At 30.0% G+C, this 17,111-nt stretch carries 20 protein-coding genes; 8 read left to right on the top strand and 12 right to left on the bottom strand.

Translation table 11 applies throughout. From position 1 onward, the window contains the following. Positions 1 to 2 precede the first annotated feature (2 nt). Genes ACVC08_RS07685 through ACVC08_RS07675 form a run of 3 tightly spaced genes read right to left on the bottom strand, consistent with a single transcriptional unit; the run spans position 3 to position 2,380 of the window. Complete coding sequence (locus ACVC08_RS07685; RefSeq protein WP_452601607.1) at positions 3 to 1,388, bottom strand: DUF4153 domain-containing protein; 1,386 nt, start codon at positions 1,386 to 1,388, stop codon at positions 3 to 5. A gap of 54 nt (positions 1,389 to 1,442) precedes the next feature. Continuing rightward, positions 1,443 to 1,736 carry a winged helix-turn-helix domain-containing protein gene (locus tag ACVC08_RS07680; protein WP_452597150.1) on the bottom strand — a complete coding sequence of 98 codons (294 nt, stop codon included), beginning with the start codon at positions 1,734 to 1,736 and terminating at the stop codon, positions 1,443 to 1,445. A gap of 35 nt (positions 1,737 to 1,771) precedes the next feature. Then, the gene (locus tag ACVC08_RS07675; RefSeq protein WP_452597149.1) at positions 1,772 to 2,380 is read right to left on the bottom strand and encodes a hypothetical protein; all 609 of its coding nucleotides are present in this window, start codon (positions 2,378 to 2,380) and stop codon (positions 1,772 to 1,774) included. A 164-nt stretch (positions 2,381 to 2,544) separates the two neighbouring features. Between ACVC08_RS07675 and ACVC08_RS07670 the strand changes: the two genes are divergently transcribed. After that, a complete protein-coding gene (locus ACVC08_RS07670; protein WP_452601606.1) occupies positions 2,545 to 2,904 on the top strand; it encodes a hypothetical protein in 360 nt (119 codons plus the stop codon). 8 nt (positions 2,905 to 2,912) lie between these two features. After that, a complete protein-coding gene (locus ACVC08_RS07665; RefSeq protein WP_452597147.1) occupies positions 2,913 to 3,260 on the top strand; it encodes a DUF1801 domain-containing protein in 348 nt (115 codons plus the stop codon). 175 nt (positions 3,261 to 3,435) lie between these two features. On the opposite strand, the gene ACVC08_RS07660 is transcribed toward ACVC08_RS07665, so the two are convergent. The 9 genes from ACVC08_RS07660 to ACVC08_RS07620 form a co-directional block, all read right to left on the bottom strand. Then, positions 3,436 to 4,053, bottom strand: coding sequence for an arsenate-mycothiol transferase ArsC (locus ACVC08_RS07660; protein ID WP_452601605.1), 618 nt, complete (start codon positions 4,051 to 4,053; stop codon positions 3,436 to 3,438). 17 nt (positions 4,054 to 4,070) lie between these two features. After that, positions 4,071 to 4,538 (bottom strand): DUF6428 family protein, encoded by a 468-nt coding sequence (locus tag ACVC08_RS07655; protein WP_452601604.1) that lies wholly within the window; start codon positions 4,536 to 4,538, stop codon positions 4,071 to 4,073. Positions 4,539 to 4,586: 48 nt separating this feature from the next. Further along, entirely contained in the window at positions 4,587 to 4,919 is a 333-nt protein-coding gene (locus ACVC08_RS07650) for an ArsR/SmtB family transcription factor (protein ID WP_452601603.1), read from the bottom strand. 100 nt (positions 4,920 to 5,019) lie between these two features. Continuing rightward, positions 5,020 to 5,190, bottom strand: coding sequence for a hypothetical protein (locus tag ACVC08_RS07645; protein ID WP_452601602.1), 171 nt, complete (start codon positions 5,188 to 5,190; stop codon positions 5,020 to 5,022). A 365-nt stretch (positions 5,191 to 5,555) separates the two neighbouring features. Next, complete coding sequence (locus ACVC08_RS07640; protein WP_452597142.1) at positions 5,556 to 5,792, bottom strand: CDGSH iron-sulfur domain-containing protein; 237 nt, start codon at positions 5,790 to 5,792, stop codon at positions 5,556 to 5,558. 93 nt (positions 5,793 to 5,885) lie between these two features. Beyond that, positions 5,886 to 6,416: a hypothetical protein gene (locus ACVC08_RS07635; protein ID WP_452601601.1), complete on the bottom strand. Its 531-nt coding sequence runs from the start codon at positions 6,414 to 6,416 to the stop codon at positions 5,886 to 5,888. 108 nt (positions 6,417 to 6,524) lie between these two features. Next, a complete protein-coding gene (gene kdsA / locus ACVC08_RS07630; protein ID WP_452601600.1) occupies positions 6,525 to 7,343 on the bottom strand; it encodes a 3-deoxy-8-phosphooctulonate synthase in 819 nt (272 codons plus the stop codon). Positions 7,344 to 7,606: 263 nt separating this feature from the next. After that, positions 7,607 to 8,725 carry a T9SS type A sorting domain-containing protein gene (locus tag ACVC08_RS07625; protein ID WP_452601599.1) on the bottom strand — a complete coding sequence of 373 codons (1,119 nt, stop codon included), beginning with the start codon at positions 8,723 to 8,725 and terminating at the stop codon, positions 7,607 to 7,609. A 490-nt stretch (positions 8,726 to 9,215) separates the two neighbouring features. After that, positions 9,216 to 10,289 carry a ligand-binding sensor domain-containing protein gene (locus ACVC08_RS07620; protein ID WP_452601598.1) on the bottom strand — a complete coding sequence of 358 codons (1,074 nt, stop codon included), beginning with the start codon at positions 10,287 to 10,289 and terminating at the stop codon, positions 9,216 to 9,218. Between the two features lie 511 nt (positions 10,290 to 10,800). On the opposite strand from ACVC08_RS07620, the gene typA reads away from it, so the two are divergent. The 6 genes from typA (at position 10,801) to ACVC08_RS07590 (ending at position 17,110) form a co-directional block, all read left to right on the top strand. Next, complete coding sequence (typA, locus tag ACVC08_RS07615) at positions 10,801 to 12,600, top strand: translational GTPase TypA (RefSeq protein ID WP_452601597.1); 1,800 nt, start codon at positions 10,801 to 10,803, stop codon at positions 12,598 to 12,600. A 286-nt stretch (positions 12,601 to 12,886) separates the two neighbouring features. Then, entirely contained in the window at positions 12,887 to 13,129 is a 243-nt protein-coding gene (locus ACVC08_RS07610) for a uroporphyrinogen decarboxylase (RefSeq protein WP_452598201.1), read from the top strand. A 29-nt stretch (positions 13,130 to 13,158) separates the two neighbouring features. After that, the gene (locus ACVC08_RS07605; protein ID WP_452598202.1) at positions 13,159 to 13,368 is read left to right on the top strand and encodes a hypothetical protein; all 210 of its coding nucleotides are present in this window, start codon (positions 13,159 to 13,161) and stop codon (positions 13,366 to 13,368) included. Then, positions 13,358 to 14,737 (top strand): class I SAM-dependent methyltransferase, encoded by a 1,380-nt coding sequence (locus ACVC08_RS07600; protein WP_452601596.1) that lies wholly within the window; start codon positions 13,358 to 13,360, stop codon positions 14,735 to 14,737. The genes ACVC08_RS07605 and ACVC08_RS07600 overlap by 11 nt, the downstream gene beginning before the upstream one ends. 1 nt (position 14,738) lies before the next feature. Continuing rightward, complete coding sequence (locus ACVC08_RS07595) at positions 14,739 to 16,223, top strand: hypothetical protein (protein WP_452601595.1); 1,485 nt, start codon at positions 14,739 to 14,741, stop codon at positions 16,221 to 16,223. Between the two features lie 17 nt (positions 16,224 to 16,240). After that, entirely contained in the window at positions 16,241 to 17,110 is an 870-nt protein-coding gene (locus tag ACVC08_RS07590; RefSeq protein ID WP_452601709.1) for a UbiA prenyltransferase family protein, read from the top strand. Position 17,111 lies beyond the last annotated feature (1 nt).

Below are 17,111 nucleotides of genomic sequence, written 5' to 3'. Positions count from 1 at the left end.
AATTATTTTAAAGTCATGTTATCGTATACATACTCTTGCCAAGAATTATCTTCTAGTCTTTTTACATAATCTGCATGTTTTCTATAAATAGCGTGTTGTTGTGTTTCAGAAAAAAGTGGGGAATTTACAGAGGCTTTTAATAGCACAGTATTGTTATCTGATAGTGATATTAAGTAATTTGTATCTGTGCGTTCTGCATAATTTAGATTGTAATGCGTAATTGCTTTATCCCAATTAAAAGTGCTAGATATAATTAAAATAGCAAATGCTATTTGGGTATTTAACCTTAATAAATACCATAGATTTTTTATGTTTAGTACTTTAATAAAAGTGGTACATAAACCAATAAGCGTTAGTAGTAAATAAATATTAAGTCCAATGCGTTTATAGGTTAAACCGAAAGAGGTGATGTATTGGTAATTTTTAATACAAATAATAATAACCAATAAACTATTTAACATAATCCAAACATAAGTAAGTCGTTTTAAGCTTTTGCTTTTTTTATAAAAGTTTAAATCTCCTCTAAAAAAGTAAAGAATAATTATAATGGCTAGTAGTATTGAAGCAATTAAAGCATTAACACCACTATGTACTATATTAGAGAATTGCGAGGCAGCTGTAATATTGGTTTTAAGTACATATACAATATCGGTAATTAAAAAAAGAATAATTAATGTATTTAATAAACTCATTAAAACAACACCCAATTGTTTTTCGCTTTCTAATTTTTCTTCTAAAGAATTACTAGTTTCTATTAAATTATTCCCTGTTGCCAAATCTGAAGCCGTTAAAGGCTCTATTGCTATAGGTTGCGAAATATTACTAAAAAGATAGTAACCAAGTACGCTAAACAAAAGCCAGTGTAAATTGATAAAGCTAAAATCTATTTTAGAAATTAAATCATCAAACACTGGGTTTCCATTTCTATACAAACCAATAAATAAAGTAATAACTATAGCAGGAATCCCTATAATTTTAATCCAGTACCAATAATCAATTTTCTTTTTTGTGTTAGAATCTTCAATAGGTCTAGACTGTATGTTTTGGTTATAACGGTAAAAAAAAGCAGCGATAGTAGTGTAGCAACCATTTAACCAATTAACATAAATAGAAGCTTTATGTTCTGAAACTGTACCAATAAGAATAAAAAAGGACAATAAGTTAGCTATAATGGCTAAGTCAGACTGGTATAAAAACACTGCGATACTGCTTATTAAATAGCCCAATGCGATTACTACAATATTAACTTTAAAAAAAGCTTCCTTTTTATTAATATATAAAATGATTATAGTTAAAAGGCTAAATAATACAAGGTTTAAACCTAATCCTTGTTTATAAAATAAGGTGCTAAATCCTATAGCGGCAATACTATTGACTATTTGTTTCATATTTGTGTTTATAAAGTACTTTGAATTTCAAAGTAAATGATTAAAAAAAATGTGCTATTGTTTATTTATTAATTTTTCTAATGCGTTTATGTGTTTTTTAAATTCTATTTTACCTAAAGATGTAGCACTATAGCGTGTATTAGGTTTACGGCCAATAAACTGTTTCTCTACAGCAATATACTCAGCTTTTTCAAGCGCTTTTGTATGGCTTGCTAAATTGCCATCTGTAGCACCAAGCAATTCTTTTAAAGTCTTAAAATCGGCATATTCGTTAACCATTAAAACAGACATAATGCCTAATCTTATACGATGATCGAATACTTTATTTATGTTATTTATTATACTCAAAACAATAATTTAAGTTACTATTGTGCAATGCATTTCTATTTTGCATCGTACTTAAAATGCATCCATGTACCATAAACAATATGCATAACACCAAAGCCTAACGTCCATAGCCAAAAACCATAACCTGGGTACGCCGCACATATTAAACCTAAAACTATTTGAATAAATCCTAAATAACTAATATCTCCAATACTAAATTTAGAGGCGTTAACTAAAGCTAAACCATAAAAAATAAGCATTAAAGCAGCGGTTTGCCCATATTTATGTTGATTTAGAATGATAAGTATATATAAACCTCCCGTTATTAGCGGTACTAAAAAATTAAAGATTAAACGTTTGGATGAACTATCCCAAAAATTTTCACCATTTTTTTTAGCCTTTCTAATGGTTAAGTAAATACCTGTAACGATACTAAAAAATGCAATTAATATTAAATCTAAGACTACTAAATTAAAAACAGTACCATCTAAAAGTAATTTACCATAACTATAGTTATCTACTAGCCAATAAGCAACAGCCGCGCCAATTAGAGCATAAATTCCAGCTAGTATACCAGATAAGCCACTAAGAGAAATAAAACGCGATGATTTGTTCATCAGGTTCTTAATTTCACTTATATCTTTTAAATAATCTTGCTCACTCATAGTTAAAGTACTTTGAAATACAAAGTAAGTTAATTTTACTAAAACTAACAAGTTAAAATTTTATTAATTTTATGAAACATTATTTATTGTTATAAGACTAATATATTGAGCGCATTTTTATATGGAGTAATAAAGGTGTTTAACCAATTAAAAAATAAAAGAGAATGATAACATTATTATTAAATATAGCAAACGTAGCTGGTGGCATTTTACTAGGGTTAGCTACATTAGACAAGTGGGATGGCGAAAGTAATTTTTTTAATAAAATTGCAGGTGTTTTAGCACCATTTCAAACCATTATTGGTGGTACTTTAACTATATTAGGTATTATGAGACTTCTAGGAGGGCATGGTATATTGTTTAATATAGCAAGTATATTAGGTGGCTTTTTATTGCTAACACATGTTATAGGAAAAGCACCAGCGTTTGGAGACTCATTACAAAAACTATCGGATAAATTAATGCCTTTTAAAGCTATTATTGGTATTGCTTTAATTATAATAGGTTTAATAGGAATTTTTTAAAGTAGTAAATGAATCCGGCTGAAAATTACATAATAAATCAACCCGAACCTTACCGTTCTATATTATTGCATATACAAGTTATAATAGAACACACGGTTCCTGAAGTAGAATTAAAATACAAATACAAAATACCGTTTTATTATATAAACAATAAACCTTTATGTTACCTTAATGCAAGTCATAAAAAGCAATTTGTAGATGTTGGTTTTTGGATGGGAACGAAAATAAAATGCCATAAAGAGCATCAAGTTACCGAGAAGCGAAAGCAAATGTTTTCTTTACGATATACAAGTCTAGAAACTATAGACGATACTGTATTAATAGAAGTACTACAGGAAGCTATTACATTATATTAAAACAAAAACTGCTTATATAGAGTAAAGAGAGGGTTTAAATAGTAATTTTTTCGTTAAACCAAACTTGTTTCGGTATTTTATAATAGTTTGAAAACGTCATTCTTAAATAAATTCAGAATGACGTTTTTAATATTTTTCAGACAGCCTTTGTATTTTTAGTATAGATTGTTTTTGTTTAAGCACATGCTTTCGAGAATACATAAAACATCTCTGTGGCTATTTGTAAACTACGTTCCTTATATTTTTCTGCTTGTTGGGGTGTGTTATCGAAAGCTTTTGGGTCTTCAAATGTAATAGGAATACGTTTTTCTGCACCCACTATAAAAGGACAACCGCCATCGGCTTGTGAACAGGTCATAACTGCAGCAAATTCAGATTTTGGATTAAAATTATTGTCTAGTTCTTTAGAAAAACCAATAATTGGGTGCGCATTATCTGTATATTTTATACTGTATATAGGGTTATTACCTTCAGCAATGGTTTCTACTTTAAAACCAGTTTGTTCTAGTGTTTTTGCTACCATAGGAAAAAGAGCAGTAGACTCTGTACCTCCCGAATAACAGAATACATCTTTTATATTAAAATGAGCAGCTATAGTTTGCGCCCATATTTGAGACAAATGGCTTCGTCTAGAATTATGTGTACAAATAAAATTTATGCGTATAGCTTGGTTGGATGCTATTTTGTCTTTAATAAAATCTATTAAAGGTTGTAAGACCTGTTTACGCTCATCCGTAATAGTTTCTGGTTTTAAAATAGAAATTACTGTATTAATTTTCTTGTAGGTTTTCATCTGTTTATAATTTTAGTTTAGCAACAACCACTCTCTGGAGTACAACAACTAGATTCTTGTAAACTAGACATTTTTATTTTAGGTTTCTCTGTAGGAATACCACATTGGTCTTTTGCTAAACAGTCTGTTTGTTTTGTAGTTAGTATAAAATTAGTACCATCGAAATCTAAGCCAAACTTACCTATAGTTTCTGCCTGATATTCTACTTCTATTTCTAGATCTTCAATACCTAACACTTTCTCAGATAATTCTATAATATCAACTAGTTTTTCTGGGTGTAATCTATGGTCATAATCATTGGCATTCCATAGTTGAAAATTTACAACATCTTCTCTACGAACAGTTCCACCACAATCTATAAAGTGTTTTGTTATTTTACCAACTTCGGTAACGTGAAAATGATTAGGAACTAAATCTCCATTAGGTAATTTAAAAGTAATAGTCTCTAATGTACTTAAAGCTGATTTTATTTCTGATAATTTCATAACTATATTGGTTTATTGCAATTTAACGATTAATTGTTTCAAATTTTTTTAACAGCATTCTTCTTTTTTATGATTATCTAAATTTAGAAATTGAGACATAACGTTTTTCATAGTTATCCAATTTTCTTTATTTATACAATAGCAAACACTGGTGCCTTCTACACTTCCTTTTATTAAACCAAGATGCTTTAATTCTTTTAAGTGTTGCGAAATGGTAGGTTGTGCTAAGCCAATTTCGTTTACTAGATCTCCACAGAAACAGGTGTTAATTTTAAATAAGTGTTGCAGGATAGCAACTCTTGCTGGGTGCCCAAAAACTTTTGCATAGCCTGCAATTTTGTTTTGTTGATCTGTAAACATTTCTGTTTTTGCTAATCCCATTTTTATTTATGTATTTGTACATTGCAATATTACGATTAATGATTTTAATATTATAATAAATTCAAAAAAATATTAAAAGAGGTTTTTTTTTATCTGTATGTTAGCCTTTTACCTTAATAAGTCTTTTGCTATTTTCTAGTTGTTCAAACCAAATAGCGCCATCTAATTCTAGCTTTACCGTTTCTAGAAGGTAACATTCTCTTCTGGTTTTATCATCATTATAGGTGTAGAATAGTTCTTCTTCTACATCCATAATATAACCTAATTGCAAATTTTTATCAGCGAAAATACGGTACACTACTTTTTCATCTAAAGTAAATGGGCGTGTGTATATTATGTTTTTAATTTCTTTTTTAATGGTATCGAAAACAACAGGTTCGCTTTCAACCCAGATGTTTTTTATTATGATTTATGAAGACATTGATATGAGAAAATAGGTTGTTCTTTAATCGATGTTTGAGAGAATAGAAGATTAAATGTTAGAACGAAAAGTGAAAATTATAGTTTTTTGATGGTTAATGTAATTTTAATTTTTTGATTGATGATGTTAGTATTATTGTAGCAACCAAATACTAAAAATAACACTAGACAATATTGTCTAGTGTTATTTTTATAATACTTTAAATAGAATAATAGTTAATTATGAGATCCATCGCAATAGGGTGGATTTTTAGTTTGTTTGCAAGTGCATAAGTATACCGTTTTATCTTCTTCTACTGCAAAACGCATAGATGGTGTTGCTTCTGCTTTTCTGTGCGAACCGTTACAAAATGGTTGGTCTTCGCTATGGCCACAGGTACACCAAGCATATTTTTTACCAGCTTCTAATTCGCATTTTATAGGAGCGTCTCCGCCTCGTACATTATTTTCCATAGTATTTATTTTTGTGTTATAAATACTAAAATAAAAGATATTAGAGACTATTAATAACCTTTCTAATAGAAACAAGGTTAGTTAATAATGATTCTAAATTGTTAGATGTATACCTTCTATATTAGAATTGGCTTGTGCTGCGTAAAAAGGTTTGCCGTTTCTATAGTTGCCTTTTTTTAAAATGCGGTATTCTTGCGCAAGTTTCCAAATATAATCATAGCCGTCGTCTCCTATTTCTTTTTTCCTTTTTTCTATTGTTGTGTTACTATTAGAAACAAGATTAGCAATTATAGGGTGTACTACTGTCCACATGCCAAAATTATCTTTACCTGGAATTAAATCAGATTGTAATTCTGGAGCATCTCCAAATGTATTAACGCAGATAAGTCGGTCTTTAATTTTAAAATTATATTTGTTTTGAATTTTCTGTTCAAACATTAACATTACAACACAATCAATATCTTCATTATAAGCCGCAATTAAAAGGGGGTAAGTGGCTACAACTATAGCGCCTTGACTATCGCCAAACTTTATATGTTCTTCAATACGTTCAATGTAAGAAGCTATTCCCCATCTCCTCAATTTATATTTAAGCCTTTGTATAAGATTTAATAGTTCAGGCATGAGAAACTTTAACTTCTTTAAGTCTAGTGCAATCGCAATCGAATTGCTAGCAATAGTTGAATCGTCATGATATTTCGTACCCATTTATTAGTGCTAAAAGATGAAATATTAAAGAGTATTAACAACCTTTCTAATAGATACCAAATTCGTTAGCAATGATTCTAAATTATCTAAATGTAGCATATTAGCGCCATCACTTTTTGCATTTGCAGGATCAAAATGCGTTTCTATAAATAAACCATCTACATTATTTACTACTCCAGCACGTGCAATAGTTTCTATCATGTCTGGTCTGCCTCCTGTAACCCCAACTGTTTGATTTGGTTGTTGTAACGAGTGTGTAACATCTAGAACCGTTGGTGCATATTCACGCATGGTAGGAATGCCTCTAAAATCTACAATCATATCTTGGTAACCAAACATAGTACCACGGTCTGTTATCCAAGCTTTATCACTTCCAGAATCTTTAACCTTTTGTACTGCATGTTTCATCGCTTCCGGACTCATAAATTGCCCTTTTTTTAGGTTTACTACTTTTCCTGTTTTTGCAGCAGCAACTACCAAACTGGTTTGGCGTACTAAAAATGCAGGAATTTGTAAAACATCTACATATTGTGCAGCAAGAGCCGCATCGCTACTTTCGTGAATATCGGTTACGGTTGGCACGTCAAATTTTTCAGAGACTTTAGCTAAAATTTCTAATGCTTTTTCGTCCCCAATGCCTGTAAAACTATCTATACGACTTCTATTTGCTTTTCTAAAACTACCTTTAAATATGTAAGGGATTTCTAATTTGTTCGTGATTTCTATAACACGTTCGGCAATTCTGTAAGCCATATCTTCTCCTTCTATAGCACATGGGCCACATAACAAAAAGAAATTATTAGAATCTGTGTGTTTTATTTTAGGAATGTCTTGAAGTTGCATGTATAGTGTATTTCAAAATTAGATTGCAAAGATACTATTAATTCGGAGTTTATATTATGAAATAGAAATTATAGAAGGTAAAGTAATAGTAATTTTTAATATGGATGTTGTCTTTTAAATACAAACTAACCTCTCAAAAAGCTTGTAATAGATATTTGCAAAGAGACTCAACTAGCAATAATATGTACGACTTAAGTTATTATTTAATTCTTATTTCTGATATGGTTAATCGTATTTTATTGAGTTATTTAATATTTCTATAGTCATGATTTAATGATTTTTTTTACATCATTAAAATTTTTAGCTTTAAACTGTATAAAATAGATTCCAGATTTATAATTGCTTAAATCAATTGTTTTTTCATGGGTCGAGTATTTTTTTATAGCTTTTCCAGATATATCGAATATACTAATTTCTGTTAAAGAATCTATTCCTGAAAAATTAAGTTTGTTTTTTACAATTGTAGGATAAACAGTAACTTTTTTTATTGTAAATTCATCTACAGACAAAGAGTTGCAAGTTGAGTTTATTTGAGTAATACTGTTACAGCCATTACTATTATTTGTTACAGTAGCGGAGCCACCATTACTCAAATGAGCACAAATGTTATCTGTAGAACAAAATGCCAAGTTAGGGTTATATTGCATTTCTATACTTAAAAAGCTTTCAACATTTTGAATTCCGTTGAGAGTTTGAATATTGTCATTTAAATTAACTTCTAAGCGACTTAAGGAGTTTAAGTTTTCAAGCCCTTCTAAAGAAGTTAATTCATCATTATTTATAATATATAATGTTGAAGCAATAGAGTTTAGAGAAGAGAGTCCATTAAGGTTTAAAATAGAAGAAGTAGTTATTTCTAAATTACCACCGATATTAACAATATTATGAAGCCCATTTAGATTTTGTAAAGAAGGTTGTTCTCCTAAAATTTTCACATTACTATTTATTGAAGTAATTTGACTCAAAGCCGAGATATCATTTAATGAGTTATTATAAATTAATTCAAGAAACCCACCAATACTACTCAATGAGTTGAGGCCTGTTAAAGAAGTTAATACCACATTATTAGCAATATATAAATTACCACCAATAGTCGTTAAAGAGTTTAGGGCAGTAAGGTCATTTAAGTTATTATTAAATGAGATGTTTAAATTCCCATTTATTGTGTTAATATTATTTAACCCATTTAAATTTACAATATCATTTCCACTGATTTCTACACTCCCTAAAATTTGAGTGCAATTAGGATAATTTAATGGGAAATCATCGATTTGTAACTGGCTGGAAAAACTCACACCTCCTGATAAACATGTTTGTGAAAAAAACAAACAAGGTGAAAGTAATAGAGCTACAAATAAAATAAAATTAAAATGTTTTTTCATTATCCAAATGTTTTTAACATGCATATGCTTTTTAATCTTCAAGTGGTATCTTTCTGAGTTCGTTTCATACAATCACACTAGAAACATAGCCTAAAGGCAAAAGTACAACCTTTAAATTAACTTAATATAAATAGGAACTACAATAATTTAATAAAAACAGTGTTCATAGTTTTTGCAAATTCTTAACCAAGGTTTAACTGCAAAATGTAAGTCGTATAAAAAGACGGTCATGAATAAGCAAAATATGAAATCCTTAACTTATAAAATCACTATTTATACATAGTTTTACACCTGTTATTATAATCGAGTATAGAAGTATTTTTCGAGTAGCATCAAAAGAAAAAGTAAGAAGTTTAAACTAATAGCAGAGTAAAATAATACTATTAAAAAGCAGAATACCTCATGATGATGGTTAAAAAACACTTTTTTAATAAACTGTAAATTAGTTCTATTTGTCTATCACCTCATTTCTCTGCCAGCCTTCGTTATTTTAATCCCAAGGTCCATTTGTAGTCACATTTTTTGCTTTCCTATTCTTGTCAATTTTGTATAAACCGCCTGCACATCCTAACCAAATGGTTCCTTTTGTATCTTTTAAAAAAACCATTGTTGCAGTTGGTACTTTATAATTTACAAATTTATTATCTATATAATTGTAAACACCATTACTTGTTGTACTAATCCATAAATTGTTTGAGTTGTCTTTGTAAATCGTAAAAACATCATTTTGGTTCAATCCTTTCATTTTTGGGAAACTAATGAATTTGTGGTCGTTATATATGTTTAATCCGCCGTTACCAAATCGTTTTTTGGTATCAGAGTTATCTTTTTCTGCTACTCTTGTTCCAATCCAAATATGTCCTATTTTGTCTTCCACAATTGATTGAACATTATTAGAACTTAGTCCTTCTTTTGTTGTTAAATGTATAAATGTGTGTCCGTTAAATTTACTGGCTCCGTAACCATCTCTTCCAAACCACATATTTCCTTTTTTATCTTCTGTAATAGCAGTTATCCAATCTTTTGTGTCTGGGTTGACTTTAGTTTCTATTTTGGGGTAAGAAATAGGAAATTTTTTAAATCGAGTGCCGTTAAACTTACAAACTCCATTCCATGTCCCAATCCAAAAAGATCCTTTACTATCAATAAATAAATTGCTTATCATATTGCTGCAAAGCCCATCTTTTTCAGAATAATTTGTAAAATGGTCTCCATTAAATTTAGATAATCCCGCACCAGTTCCAAACCATAAGTTTCCTAAATTATCTTCAATAACGCTCGTTATTCGATTACTAGGTAAACCATCTTTTGTTGTTAAATATTTCAGATTGTTTCCATCAAATCTTGCAACTCCTTTTTCTAAAGTTCCAAACCAAATGTTACCCTTAGAGTCTTGAAATATTTCTACAACATATTCGCCAATTTGCGAACCTATGTTTTTAGGTAGCTTATTAAAGATATTATCATTGTCGTTATTTGAGTGAGATTGTCCTCTACATGAAGTTATAAAAGAGATAACGAAAATTAATAAATAGACTCTTAAAAATAAATAGGATTTTTTCATATTCGTTTTTTTCTCAAACTTAAGACGAAAGATGCTCTTTTGTTATTATGAAATGTAAAATTATGTCAAAGAAGTGTGAATTTTTTAATAAAGGAACTCGATTTGAAAGATTGTAACCAAATAAAAACTAGTTGTCTCAAAATTTTACAGTTGAATAATTAAAATGCACTCCTTAAAATCTAAAAGAAGTATAAAAAAGTATACTCAAAATTATTGTTAGTTCGGCTGCACTCTATCAATATCTTCTACAGTTTGCGTGCCTCCGTAAATAGTATTCATTTGTGCTTGAGTTAGTGGTTTAAATGTCTTTAACATGATATTATAGATTTATAATTAATAATAGAGAAGGTATAAAAATAAATTGAGTATCGTTATTGTTAATGAGAGACTTAGCTTAATTTTAACAGTAAATAAGCGTTGTGAAGTAAGAGAATATTCAAAAAAAAGATAAAATCTTATAAATCCATAAAAATTAAGTACCTTTGCACGCTTAAAATAAGGCACAAAGATTATGGCTAATATTAAAAACATCGCAATTATTGCGCACGTAGACCACGGTAAAACCACTTTGGTAGATAAAATTATGTACCACTGCCAGTTATTTCGTGAGAATGAAAATACTGGAGATTTAATTCTAGATAATAATGATTTAGAGCGTGAGCGTGGTATTACTATTACATCTAAAAACGTTTCTGTAATATATAAAGACACAAAAATTAATATTATCGACACACCTGGTCACGCCGATTTTGGTGGAGAAGTAGAGCGTGTATTAAACATGGCCGATGGTGTTTTATTATTAGTAGATGCTTTTGAAGGGCCAATGCCACAAACGCGTTTTGTATTACAAAAAGCGATAGACTTAGGGCTTAAGCCTTGCGTTGTTGTAAACAAAGTAGATAAGGAAAATTGTACACCAGACGAAGTACATGAGAAGGTATTCGATTTAATGTTCGAATTAGGAGCAGAGGAGTGGCAATTAGATTTCCCTACAGTATACGGTTCTGCTAAGAACAACTGGATGAGTGACGATTGGCAAAAAGAAACAGAGAATATCGAGCCATTATTAGATATGGTTATAGAGCATATTCCTGAGCCAAAAATTCCTGAAGGAAACACACAGATGTTAATTACATCGTTAGATTTCTCTTCATTTACAGGACGTATTGCTATTGGGCGTTTAACTAGAGGAGAATTAAAAGTAGGGCAGCAAATCTCTTTAGTAAAAAGAGATGGTTCTATAGTAAAAAGTAAAATAAAAGAACTTCATATTTTTGAAGGATTAGGCCGTAAAAAAGTAGACGAAGTACAAACAGGAGATATTTGTGCAATAGTTGGTTTAGAAGGGTTTGAAATTGGTGATACAGTTGCCGATATTGAAGCACCAGAAGGTTTAAAAACCATTGCTATCGATGAGCCAACAATGAGTATGTTATTTACAATTAACGATTCGCCTTTTTTTGGAAAAGACGGAAAGTTTGTAACATCTCGCCATATTAAAGACCGTTTAACTAAAGAACTAGAAAAAAACTTAGCATTAAGAGTTGAAGAAACAGGAAGTGCAGATAAGTTTATGGTCTTTGGTCGTGGAGTATTACACTTATCGGTTTTAATAGAAACGATGCGTCGTGAAGGTTACGAATTACAAATTGGACAACCACAAGTAATCATTAAAGAAATTGATGGTGTAAAATGTGAGCCAGTAGAAGAAATGACAATAGATTTACCTGAGCACGTTTCTGGTAAAGCCATTGAAATGGTAACACTTCGTAAAGGAGAAATGCTAAGTATGGAAGCTAAAGGTGAGCGTATGGTTTGTGAGTTTATAGTACCATCTAGAGGTATTATTGGTTTACGTAACCAATTACTAACAGCAACTGCAGGAGAGGCTATTATGGCACACCGTTTTAAAGAATACCAACCGTTAAAAGGAGGGATTCCAGAACGTCAAAACGGATCATTAGTCTCTATGGAGAAAGGAACAGCAATTCCTTATTCTATAGATAAATTACAAGATAGAGGAAAGTTTTTTGTAGATCCAGGAGAAGATATTTACGAAGGTCAAGTCATTGGAGAAAACTCTCGTGGAGATGATATGACAGTGAATATTACTAAAACGAAAAAATTAAGTAATGTCCGTTCATCTGGAGCAGACGATAAAGCGAAGATTGTACCAGCAATTAAATTCTCTTTAGAAGAAGCTTTAGAATACATCCAGAAAGATGAGTATGTAGAAGTAACACCAAACTTCTTAAGATTACGTAAAATATACTTAACAGAAGTAGAGCGTAAAAGAAATAAAATTATCTAAAATAAAAATACGTTTATAGTTTATTTTATACTATAAACTTTACACTATAAAAAAAGAGAGATACTGAAAAGTATGTCTCTTTTTTGTGAAAAGTAATACTAGTTTTTTTAGTTTAAAATATATCTAAGACGACTATTAGTACTTGAAATTCCGATGCAATTTCCTAATTTTGATTTGATTTTTTTGCTTGGTTTATCCTGAGCGAAGTCGAAGGGTTTTGTATCAAGACAAAATGAACAGAATTAAATAAATTAAACTAAAAGATTACCGCCTTCGCGGCAACAAGATGGAATTATTTGGAATCACTGGAACAGAATACATTGGCTACTTAGCTTCTTTTATGGTATTACTATCGTTTACCATGAAAGATGTTAAAAAACTAAGGTTAGTAAACATGACGGGTTGTATACTATTTATAATTTATGGGTTTTTAATGCCAACATTACGTATTGGTTTACCTATAATTATTGCAAACGCAGCAATTTTACTAGTAAACGTCTACTATTTATTTTTTAAGAAAGTCGCTTAAGTTTTTCTATATTTACAAAAAAAATAATAATGCACTTTCTATATTTCGATCCAGGATTAGGCGCTATGATAATTCAAGCTGTAGTTGCAGCGGTAGCAGCAGTTGTTCTGTTTTCTAAAAATGTAATGTATAAAATAAAACTATTTTTAGGACTTGTTAAAGAAAGTGATAATGAATTATTTGACGATATTAACGTTGAAGATTCCGATATAGAAAATAAAACAAATAGTGACGAATAGAAAAGCACACTCGTCGTCGTTTAGAGATCCTTCTGGCTATATTTTTACAGAACAAGGCTGTATTAAACGTGTTATAAACCCTATTTACTTTAAACAATATCAAAAATTAAAAGACTCTGGAGTTTTTAATACTCTGTTTAAAAGCGGGTTGTTAATTCCTCATAAAGAGTGTTCCGCATCCAATGAGGCTATTATTATTCAGCCAGAAACTATTCCATTTATAACCTATCCTTACGAGTGGAGTTTTAATCAATATAAAGCAGCAGCCTTACTAACGTTAAAACTTCAAAAGTTTTGTTTAGAAAAAGGGTTTTCTCTTAAAGATGCATCTGCCTTTAATGTTACATTTCATAAAGGAAAGGCTATTTTTATAGATACTCTATCTTTCGATTTTTATGAAGAAAACACGCCATGGCGCGCATATAAACAGTTTATAACTCACTTTTTTGGCCCTTTATTATTAGCACATTTTCATGGTTCGGAAGTACTAAAACTAATAAGCAATTTTATAGATGGTATTCCTGTAAAAACGATAGCATCTATGCTACCATTTAAAACAAAATTAAATCCGTTTTTATACTCTAATATCCATTTATTAGCAAAGTTTGAAGCAAAGCATAACGAAGATTATAAGGGAGAAACACAAACAAGGGCACTATCTAAAAAAGGGCAACTAAATATTATAACGAGCCTCTATAATTATATTAAAAAATTAGAGTTAAAGGAGCAGAGCGAGTGGGGAGAATATTATAATAAAACTAATTATTCTGATGCAGCTTTTAATATAAAAGCAGATATAATAAATAACTGGATAACAAAGTTAAATGCCAAAACAGTTATAGATGTTGGAGGAAACGATGGTACCTTTGTACGACGCATAAAAACTAATTTAGTACAAGCTTTAGTATGCGATATAGATAACAATGCTGTAGACTATAACTATAAACAGATAAAACAAAACAAAGAGCAGTTTATAACACCATTTGTTTTAGATGTTTTAAACCCATCGGCAGCAGTAGGATTTAATAATGCCGAGCGTTTTTCATTTTTAAAACGAATTCAAGATTTTGCTCCAGATGTTACTTTAGCGTTGGCAGTAATACACCACATGTCGTTATCAGGAAATATAACCTTTAAAATGTCGGCTGCATTTTTTGCCTCTTTTTCAAAGCAACTTATTATAGAATTCCCGAAGCGAGGAGACTCATGGGTAGAACGCTTGCTAAATAGTAAAGGAGAATTTAAAGACCACTTTAATTTTTATAATATTGAAACCTTTGAAGAAGCCTATCTGTCGTATTTCGATATTGTAGGAAAACAAGATATTGGCGATTCTAAACGTGTACTATACCTTTTAAAAACGAAATAAATTGCGTCAAAAAATTATTCAATTTGTAAATAATAAAAAACAATACCCAATTATTACAGGGGTTGCTTCAGGATTATATCCTATGTTATATTATTACAATTCTAATTTTACTTACATTAATTCATTAGAGCAATTTTTATTCTGTTTACTTACATTTTTAGTTATTCCTATAGTTGGGTTTTATATAATAACAAAGCTTGTTAATCAAATTAAAATTTTAAATAAACTGGCAAAATTTAGTTTACCAATATTAAATGCATGCTGGTTTAGCCTATTAATGTTAGTAAGTAGCTATGGTATAAAACGAAGAACTTTACTGTTATTAGTATTAATGATTGCAACAGGAGTAGCCATTGTAGTGCATAAACATTATAAAAAAATTGTTGTTCTACAATTTTTAATGGCAGTTACGGTTTTGGTTACTTTATTACCACAAGTATTTAAATATGCTACAGCATCTAACCAATGGATGGAACAAACAGATGGTATTACGTCTGCAGTTTTTAAAGCAAAGCCAAATATTTACGTAATACAAGTAGATGGTTATGCAAATAAAGAAGAATTAAAGAAAGCACCATATAATTTTGATAATAGTACTTTTGAAAAAACGTTAGAAAATAAAGGCTTTAAATGGTATGCTAACTACCGAAGCAATTATTATTCTACACTAAGCTCTAACACTTCGTTTTTTGCAATGCGACACCACTATCATCAAAAACCAAATAAACCCTATCAAGAGTTAATAAATTCTAGAGAGATAATAGTGGGTGAAAACCCTGTAATCTCTATTTTAAAAAAGAATAATTACAAAACACATTTACTGTTAGAAAAGCCTTATTTTTTAGTAAATAGACCAAAAATAGCTTACGATTATTGTAATATTAGTTTAGATGATGTAGACTACTTAGGAAGAGGGTTCGAAATTAAAAAAGACTTAGAAACTGAATTAAACAAACTTTTAGAAACTAATAAAACGTCAGAAAATTTCTATTTCATTCAGAAGTTATTACCAAGCCATATAACAAATGCTACTGACTCTTCAAAAGATAAGGAAACGGAAAGAACGTTATATTTAAAACGATTAAAAGAAGCTAACGTTTGGCTTACAGAACTTATAACTAATATTGAAACAAAAGATAAAAATGCACTAATAGTAGTATCGGCAGATCATGGTGGATTTGTAGGATTCGATACAACTAAAGAAAGTACCGTAAAACAAGAAGCCGAAGCGTTAGTAAAAACAATTTTTACCTCTACATTAGCAATAAAATGGAGCACCAAAGCCCCAGAGTTTGATGATGCTTTTAAAACACCGGTAAACTTTTTTAGAATTTTATTTGCACACTTAAGCGAAAATAGAAGTTACTTAGAACATCTGCAAGACGATAAAAGCTATATTATAATAAGCAAAGGCGCACCTTTTGGCGTGTACGAATATATAGATGAAAACGGGCACGCCGTTTTCAATGCTATTGCTAACGATTAACCTGAGTATGGGAAAACATTATAGTAAATGTATTTACTTTAATTCGCATTAATCAATGGATTAAAAATGCGTTTGTTTTTCTGCCTATATTTTTCGATCAGCAGTTTACCTCTTTTTCAGCATTACTAGATGGAGGTATTGCTTTTTTAGGCTTCTCATTAATAGCCAGTGCTATATACTGTTTTAATGATTACATAGATGTTGATTTCGATAAAAATCATCCTGAAAAGAAGCACAGACCTATTGCAAGCGGTGCTATTAAAAAACAACAAGCTATTGTATATATGTTGTTGCTGCTATTAAGTAGTATACTAATAACATATTGTTTTAATGGTATGAAGTTAACCACTGTTGTACTTATTTACTTTGTGTTGAATATATTATATACTTTAATACTAAAAAAAATAATAATTATAGACGTTATTACTATAGCTTCAAGCTTTGTGCTACGTATTGTAGCGGGTGGAGTAGCAGCTAGTATAGTATTATCGCATTGGATAGTAATTATGGTGTTTTTACTGGCCCTTTTTTTAGCACTAGCCAAACGTAGAGATGAAGTGTTGATTTATAAAGAGACAGGAACAAAAGTTAGAAGCAATATAGAAAAGTATTCGTTGCCACTAATTAATACAATACTAATAATTATAGTTATCATAATTACGGGAGCTTATATATTATACACCCTATCTCCAAGCATTATTGCGCAATTTGAAAGTAAGTATATTTATATTACATCAATATTTGTTATTTTAGGATTTTACAGATATTACAAACTAATTCAACAAAGAGTGAGTTATGCAAATCCAACAAAAATTCTACTAAGCGATTTAAAAATGCAGCTTATAGTTTTAGGATGGCTTGTTTGTTTTTATGTGTTAATCTATTAAA

Source organism: Pontimicrobium sp. MEBiC06410 (genome assembly GCF_053601615.1).
Note: the sequence above shows the minus strand (reverse complement) of the source record. Positions and strands in the feature narration are given on the sequence as shown.